Source organism: Streptomyces antioxidans, assembly GCF_000968685.2.
GTDB lineage: Bacteria > Actinomycetota > Actinomycetes > Streptomycetales > Streptomycetaceae > Streptomyces > Streptomyces antioxidans.
Map to the genome: position 1 here is coordinate 1 of NZ_LAKD02000223.1, position 7,885 is coordinate 7,885.

Here is a 7,885-nt window from a genome sequence, read left to right on the forward strand (position 1 = left end):
ACCGAGCCGGTGGAGTGGCCTGGCGGTGAGCGGCCGCGCAGGGCCGGGGTGTCCTCGTTCGGCGCCTCCGGCACCAATGCCCATCTCCTTCTTGAGCAGTCCCCCGAGCCGGTCGAGCGTGAGACGACCGAGCCCGCGGCCTCTCCAGACCACCTGTGGCCCGTCCCATGGACGCTGTCCGCGCGGAGCGCGGAGGCACTGCGTGGCCAGGCCGCGGCGCTGGCCGAACGGGTGGCCGGGCACCCGGAGATGTCGGCGGCCGATGTGGGCTGGTCGCTGGCGGCCACCCGATCGCTGTTCGAGCACCGGGCGGTGGCGTTGGGCGATGACCGCGCCGAGCTGCTGGCCGCCGTGGAGACGCTGGCCACCGGCGAACCCCATCCGGGCGTGGTGCTCCCCGGCAGTGGAGCTGCGGCGGGCAAGATGGTGTGGCTCTTCAGCGGTCAGGGCAGCCAGCGCCAGGGAATGGGGGCCGGGCTGTACGACAGGTTCCCGGTGTTCGCCACGGCGTTCGACGAGGTCTGCGAACTGCTCGATCCCCATCTGGACCATCCCCTCCGCGACGTGTTCTTCCACGGTGTGGCCGAATGGCAGGGACTGCTGGACCACACCACCTACGCCCAAGCCGGACTGTTCGCCCTACACATCGCCCTGGCACGACTCCTCGACTCGCTCGGCGTACGCCCCGGCGCCGTCATCGGCCACTCCATCGGCGAAATCGCCGCCGCCCACATCGCCGGAGTCTTCAACCTCCCCGACGCCTGCCACCTCGTCGCCACCCGCGCCACCCTCATGGGAAGACTCCCCGACGGCGGAGGCATGGCCACCATCGCCGCCACCCCCGACGAACTCACCGACGACCTCGCCGCACACGACAACCAAGTGAGCATCGCCGCCCTCAACACCCCCACCAACACCGTCATCTCCGGACCCATCGACATCGTCACCGACATCAGCGCCACCTGGGCGGCGAAGGGCCGCAAGACCCGCACGCTGACCGTCAGCCATGCCTTCCACTCCCCACTGATGGACCCCATCCTGGAACCCTTCGCGCAGGCCATCGATGGCCTGACCTTCCACCCACCCACCCTTCCGATCCTCAGCAACCTCACCGGCCAACCAGCCGACGAGGAAATCACCACACCCCGCTACTGGGCGCAACACATCCGCCAGCCCGTCCACTTCCACCCCGCCATCACCCACATTGCACCCGAAACCGGCGTCTTCCTCGAACTCGGCCCCGACCCCATCCTGGCCACCGCCACCCACCACACCCTTCAGCACCTCACCGACGACGAGACGACGGCCGACACCGGCGAGGGCGAGGGCGGAGCCCGGGACGGGCGGCCGAGCCCGCTGGTGGTCGCCACCCTGAGTCGTAAACGGCCCGATGCCCACGCACTTGGCCACGCCCTCGCCCAGCTGCACACCCATGGCACGGATATCGACTGGGCCAGCTGGTTCCCGGCCGATCCGGCGCCCCGGATGGTGGATCTGCCGACGTACGCCTTCCAGCGCGAGCGCTACTGGCTGGCGGCGGGCGGTGGTGTCGGGGACGTGGGGGCCGCCGGGCTGCAGCGGGTTGAGCACGCCCATCTGCCTGCGGCCGTCGGGCTCGCCGATGGCGGGCTGGTGCTGACCGGCCGGATCTCGGCCAGAGGCACGGGGGGCGTCGGCGGCTGGCTGGCCGAGCATGTGATGGCGGGCGTCGTGCTGGCGCCGGGGGCGGCGCTGGTGGAGTGGGCGCTGCGGGCCGCCGATGAGGCGGGCTGCGGCGGTGTGGAAGAGCTGGCGCTCCAGATCCCGCTCGTCCTCCCCGCGTCCGGTGGGCTGCGTGTCCAGGTGGTGGCTGGTGCGGCCAATGAGGACGGGCGGCGCGATGTGCGGGTGTACTCCCGCCCTGACCGCGATGTCGAGCCCGGCGCCGACCCGGGCTGGGTATGCCACGCTGAGGGCACGCTGGGGCCACTGTCCCCGCGGAGCCCCGCGCAGGGGCTGGTGGACGAGCCGGGTCGGGCGTGGCCCCCGGCGGGCGCGGAGCCCGTACGGCTGGACGGGTTCTACGAGCGCGCCGAGGCGTCCGGGTATGCGTACGGACCGTCGTTCCGTGGGCTGCGGGCCGTATGGCGGGACGGCGCCGATGTGCTCGCCGAAGTGGCGTTGCCCGATGCCGCCGGAGACCCGGAGGGGTTCGGAATCCACCCGGCGCTGCTGGATGCCGCGCTGCATCCGGCGTTTCTCCTGGACCGGCCCGAGGAGGACCACGACGACGGCCGGGTATGGCTGCCGTTCGCCTGGAACGGCGTGTCCCTGTGGGCGGGCGGCGCCACGACCGTACGGGTGCGGCTCTCGCCCCAGCGGCAGGAGGAGGCGGACGGTGCCGAGGGCGAGGGCGAGGGCGAGGGCGAGGGCGAGGGCGAGCGCGGGCGCGGGCTGCGTGTCGAGGTGGCCGATGCCGTGGGCGTTCCCGTGCTGACCGTCGACTCGCTGGTGATGCGACCGGCCGCCGTCGACCCGTTGCGGGCTTCCGGAGGGCCGCAGGTGGACGGGCTGTTCACGCTGGAGTGGACGTCCCTGCCCATTCCGGCACAGGACGCCGACGGGGAAGGAGACCAGGAGCCGGATCCGGTGGACGGCGGCGGTTGGGTGGTACTGGACGCGCGGGATCGCGGGTCGGCCGTGCCGGTCATGCCGGGCGCGGTACGCCATCCGCGTCTGGAGGCCTTGGTGTCCGCCCTCGACGGTGGCGACCCCGCCCCCTCGGTGGCCATCGCGTATGTGTCCTGCCTCAGTGGTCCGTCCGAGAGGCATGGGGAAACGGACCTGGCGGCTGCAGGGCTGGCGGCCTTGGAGCGGGTGTTGGAACTGGTGCGGGGCTGGCTGGCCGAACCCCGGCTGGCCGACGCCCAGTTGGTGGTGGTCACGCGGGGAGCGGTGGCCATCGACGCTTCCGAGGCGGAGGGCGCCGGAGACGGCGGCGTGGACATGGCCGGGGCCGCCGTGTGCGGGCTGGTGCGCAGTGCGCAGGCGGAGAACCCGGGACGGTTCCTTCTGGTCGATCTCGACCCAGACGCCGAGCCGCTTGCGGAGGACGTGCGCAGCGCGGTGGCGTGGGCGGCGCACCTGGACGAGCCTCAGATCGCACTGCGGGCGGGGCGGCTTCGGGTGCCCCGGCTGATGCGCGCCGGTGGTGTGAGCAGCGGCGGTGTGGCCGCACTGGTGGGTCAGCCCGCATGGCGGCTGGAACTGACCGGCGCGGCCACGGTGGAGAACGTGAAGCCGGTGCCGTGCCCGGAGGTGCTGGCCCCCCTCGGACCGCGTCAGGTACGGGTGGCGGTGCACGCGGCCGGTCTCAACTTCCGCGATGCGCTGATCAGTTCGGGCATGGTTCCGGGTCAGACCGGGCTCGGTGGCGAGGGTGCCGGTGCGGTGGTGGCCATCGGCCCCGAGGTGATCGGGCTCGCCGTGGGCGACCGGGTCATGGGGGTCTTCGACCGCGCGTTCGGCCCGACGGCGGTGACCGACGCCCGCATGGTGGCCCCCATCCCCGCCGGGTGGACCTATCCGCAGGCGGCCTCGGCGCCGGTGGCGTACCTGACCGCCTGGTACGGGCTGGTGGAGCTGGCCGGAGTCCGGGCCGGGGAGTCGGTCCTGATTCATGCCGCGACCGGAGGTGTGGGCATGGCGGCGGTGCGGATCGCCCGCCATCTGGGGGCGGAGGTGTACGCGACGGCGAGTCCCGGCAAGCACGGTGTGCTGGAGGAGATGGGAATCGATGCGGCGCATCGGGCCTCGTCGCGCGAGCTGGACTTCGAGGAGATGTTCCAGGAGGCCACCGGCGGCCGTGGCGTCGATGTGGTGCTCAACAGCCTCACCGGACCCTTCGTGGACGCGTCCCTGCGGTTGCTGGGCGAGGGGGGACGGCTGATGGAGATGGGCAAGACCGACCTCCGCGACCCCGAGCGCGTAGCGGCGGAGCACCCCGGGGTGACGTACCAGATCTACGACCTGATCACCGACGCCGGACCCGAACACATCGGCCGGATGCTCGGCGAACTGTGCGAGCTCTTCACCCCGGCGGCGGCCGAGCCCGCCGACCCCCCGGAAGCCGCGGAGATCACCGGTGCCGTCGAGGCCGCGGGAGCTGCGGGTGGCGCCGAGGTCGCCGGAGCTGGCGGAGCCGCCGAGTTCACTGCGGCCAGCGGAGCCACCGCAGCCATCGACGCCGCTGGAGCCGCCGGGATCACCGGTGCCATCGAGGCTGCCGGAGGTACCGGGGCCGCCGCGGCCGCCGCAGCCACCGGCGCGACCTCAGCCGCCTCAGCCACCGGAGTCACCCCAGCCCTGTCTCCGTTGCCGGTGCGGAGGTGGTCGTTGGGTCGGGTGCGGGAGGCGCTGCGTCATCTCGGCCAGGCAAAGCACACCGGCAAGCTGGTCCTGGACGTTCCCGCCCCGGTGGACCCGGACGGCACGGTTCTCATCACCGGTGGCACCGGCACGCTGGGCGCGCTGGTCGCCGAACACCTCGTACGTGTCTGGCGGATCGGGCATCTGCTGCTGGTGAGCCGCCGGGGCCCGGAGGCGCCGGGCGCCCAGGACCTCGCCACCCGGCTGACCGCCCTGGGCGCGCGCGTACGCATCGTCGCGGCCGATGTCACCGACGCGTCGGCCGTGGCAGACCTGGTGGCGGGGGTCGAGTCCGCGCATCCGCTGACCGCGGTCATCCATGCAGCGGGTGTGCTGGACGACGCGGTCGTCACCGCGCAGACTCCCGAGCGGCTGGCGCGGGTCTGGGCGGCGAAGGCCACCGCCGCCGCGCATCTGCACACCGCGACGGCACATCTGCGCCTGGGCGCGTTCGTGTTGTTCTCTTCGGCCGCCGGGGTCATGGGCAGCCCGGGGCAGGCCAACTACGCTGCGGCCAACGCCTACTGCGACGCCCTGGCCGCCCACCGCCGGGCCATGGGCCTCCCGGCCGCTTCGGTGGCGTGGGGCCTGTGGGCCGAGGCCAGCGAGATGACCGGTGGCCTCGCCGACGCGGACCTGGCCCGGATGTCCCGCTCGGGCGTCAGGCCGATGGCCGCGGACCACGCTCTCCGGCTGCTCGACGCGGCGGCCGAGCACGGCGGCCACCAGCTGATCGCGGCGGACCTGAACCCCCGTGTTCTCGCCGCCCAGCCCGTCGACAGCCTCCCCGCCACCCTCCGCGCCCTCGCCGCATCAGCATCAGCATCCGGCGCCAGCGGCACGGCGGCGCGGCGTACGGCGGCGGCTGCCGACGCACGGCCGGGCGGCGACTGGGCCGCCCGGCTGGCGGGCCTGTCCGCCGCCGAACAGCACCGCGAGGTCCTCCAGCTGGTCCGTGGCCATGTGGCCACCGTTCTCGGACACGCCGACGCCGACGCGGTGCAGGCGGACACCAACTTCAAGGAGCTGGGCTTCGACTCGCTGACCGCCGTCGAACTGCGCAACCGGCTCGCCGCCGCCACCGGGCTGCGCCTGCCCGCCGCCCTCGTCTTCGACCATCCCGACGCCGACATACTGGCCGCGTACCTCCTGGAACGCATCGCCCCGGCGGTCGGCTCCACACCGGGCCGGGGCGGCGCCGATCCGGTGCTCAACGAGCTGGCCAGGCTCGAAGCCACCCTGATCGGCCTCGAGATGGCGGACGACGACTCGGGAGCGGTCACCGCACGGCTCGAAAGCCTGCTGGCGAAGTGGAAAGCCACACGAAAGTCGGCGGAGGAAGAGACGACCGCCGCCGAGAGGCTGGAGTCCGCGTCCGCGGCCCAGGTCCTCGACTTCATCGACAACGAACTGGGCGTGTCCTGAATGTGCCGGGCGCGACGACCGCTGAGGGCCGGGTGAAACCTCATGGTGAACGTGAATGAAGAGAAGTTGGTCGAGTACCTCAAACGCGTTTCCGCGGATCTGCACGATACGCGGCTGCGTTTGCGTGAGGTGGAGGAGCGATACCAGGAGCCGATCGCGGTCGTGAGCGCCGCCTGCCGGTTCCCGGGCGGGGTGAACACACCGGAGGACCTGTGGCGGCTGGTCGCGGGCGGCGTGGACGCCATCGGGGACTTCCCCACCGACCGCGGCTGGGACCTCGACAGCCTCTATCACCCGGACCCTGACCACCCCGGCACCACCTATGTCCGCAGGGGCGGATTCCTCGACGACGCCGACCGCTTCGACCCGCGGTTCTTCGGCATCAGCCCGCGCGAGGCGCTAGCCACCAGTCCCCAGCAGCGACTATTGCTGGAAACCGCCTGGGAGGCATGCGAACGGGCGGGCATCGACCCGGTGTCCCTCAAGGGCTCCCGGACGGGCGTCTACGCCGGTACGGCCACCACCGGCGGCACCACATCGGGCGACCTTCCGCGGAAGGGATCCGAGGGATACGCGGGCAACGCCCCCAGCCTGCTCTCGGGCCGGGTGTCCTACACCCTCGGCCTGGAGGGACCGGCCGTCACGGTGGAGACGGCGTGTTCGTCGTCGCTGGTCGCGATCCATCTGGCCTGCCAGGCGCTACGGCAGGAGGAGTGCGCCCTGGCCCTGGCCGGTGGGGTGACGGTGATGAGCACCCCCGAGGTGTTCACCGGCTTCTCCCGGCAGCGGGGGCTGTCCCCGGACGGGCGGTGCAAGGCGTTCTCGGCGAACGCCGACGGAACGGGATGGGGCGAAGGCGTCGGTCTCGTACTGCTGGAGCGGCTGTCCGACGCACGGCGCAACGGTCATCGGGTGCTGGCGGTGATCCGTGGTTCGGCGGTCAACCAGGACGGCGCCAGCAACGGCTTCACCGCGCCGAACGGTCCCTCCCAGCAGCGGGTGATCCGCCAGGCCCTCGCCAGTGCCCGGCTGGCCCCGTCCGAGGTGGACGCGGTGGAGGCGCATGGCACGGGCACCAAGCTGGGCGATCCGATCGAGGCCGACGCGCTGATCGCCACGTATGGCCGGGACCGGCCGGAGGACCGGCCGCTGTGGCTCGGCTCGCTGAAGTCCAACATCGGCCATACGCAGGGTGCGGCGGGCGTGGCCGGTGTCATCAAGATGGTGATGGCCCTGCGGCACGGCGTACTCCCGGCCACTCTCCACGCGGATGAGCTGACACCCCATGTGGAGTGGGACGGCGGCGGTGTACGGCTGTTGACCGAGTCGGTGGAGTGGTCGAACGGTGAGCCCCCGCGCAGGGCCGGTGTGTCGTCCTTTGGGATCAGTGGCACGAATGCGCATGTGATCGTGGAGCAGGCTCCCGAGGAGGATATGCGGGCGGCGTCATCCGAGGTGGGTGGGGTGGTGCCGTGGGTGCTTTCGGCGCGGAGTGTGGAGGCGTTGCGGGGGCAGGCTGCCGCTCTGGCTGAGCGGGTGGGTGGTGTGTCCGGGCTGTTGCCGGTGGATGTGGGGTGGTCGTTGGTGGCGGCGCGGTCGGTGTTTGAGTGTCGGGCGGTGGTGGTGGGCGCTGATCGTGCGGAGCTGTTGGCGGGTGTGGAGGCGTTGGCGGGGGGTGTGGCGCGTCCGGGTGTGGTGCGGTCGGGTGCGGCGGTGCTGACGGGGGAGGTGGGGCCGGTGTTGGTCTTTCCTGGTCAGGGTTCGCAGTGGGTGGGGATGGGTGCGGAGCTGCTGGAGGTGTCGCCTGCCTTCGCGGGTCGGGTGGCGGAGTGTGAGCGGGCGTTGGGGCCGTTTGTGGATTGGTCGTTGTCGGATGTGTTGCGGGGTGCGGGCGGTGTGGTGGATGTGGGGCGGGTGGATGTGGTGCAGCCGGTGTTGTGGGCGGTGATGGTGTCGTTGGCGGCGGTGTGGGCAGACCATGGCGTACGTCCTGTGGCGGTGGTGGGTCATAGCCAGGGTGAGATTGCGGCGGCTGTGGTTGGTGGTGTGTTGT

The 7,885-nt window shown here is 72.2% G+C and carries 2 protein-coding genes; both read left to right on the forward strand.

The features are described 5' to 3' along the window. A partial coding sequence (locus VT50_RS37845; protein WP_206269554.1) for a type I polyketide synthase occupies window positions 1-5,832 on the forward strand: 5,832 nt, incomplete at its 5' end. A gap of 42 nt (window positions 5,833-5,874) precedes the next feature. After that, window positions 5,875-7,885 (forward strand): type I polyketide synthase (locus tag VT50_RS37850; RefSeq protein WP_143645390.1); only part of this gene is annotated, 2,011 nt, incomplete at its 3' end.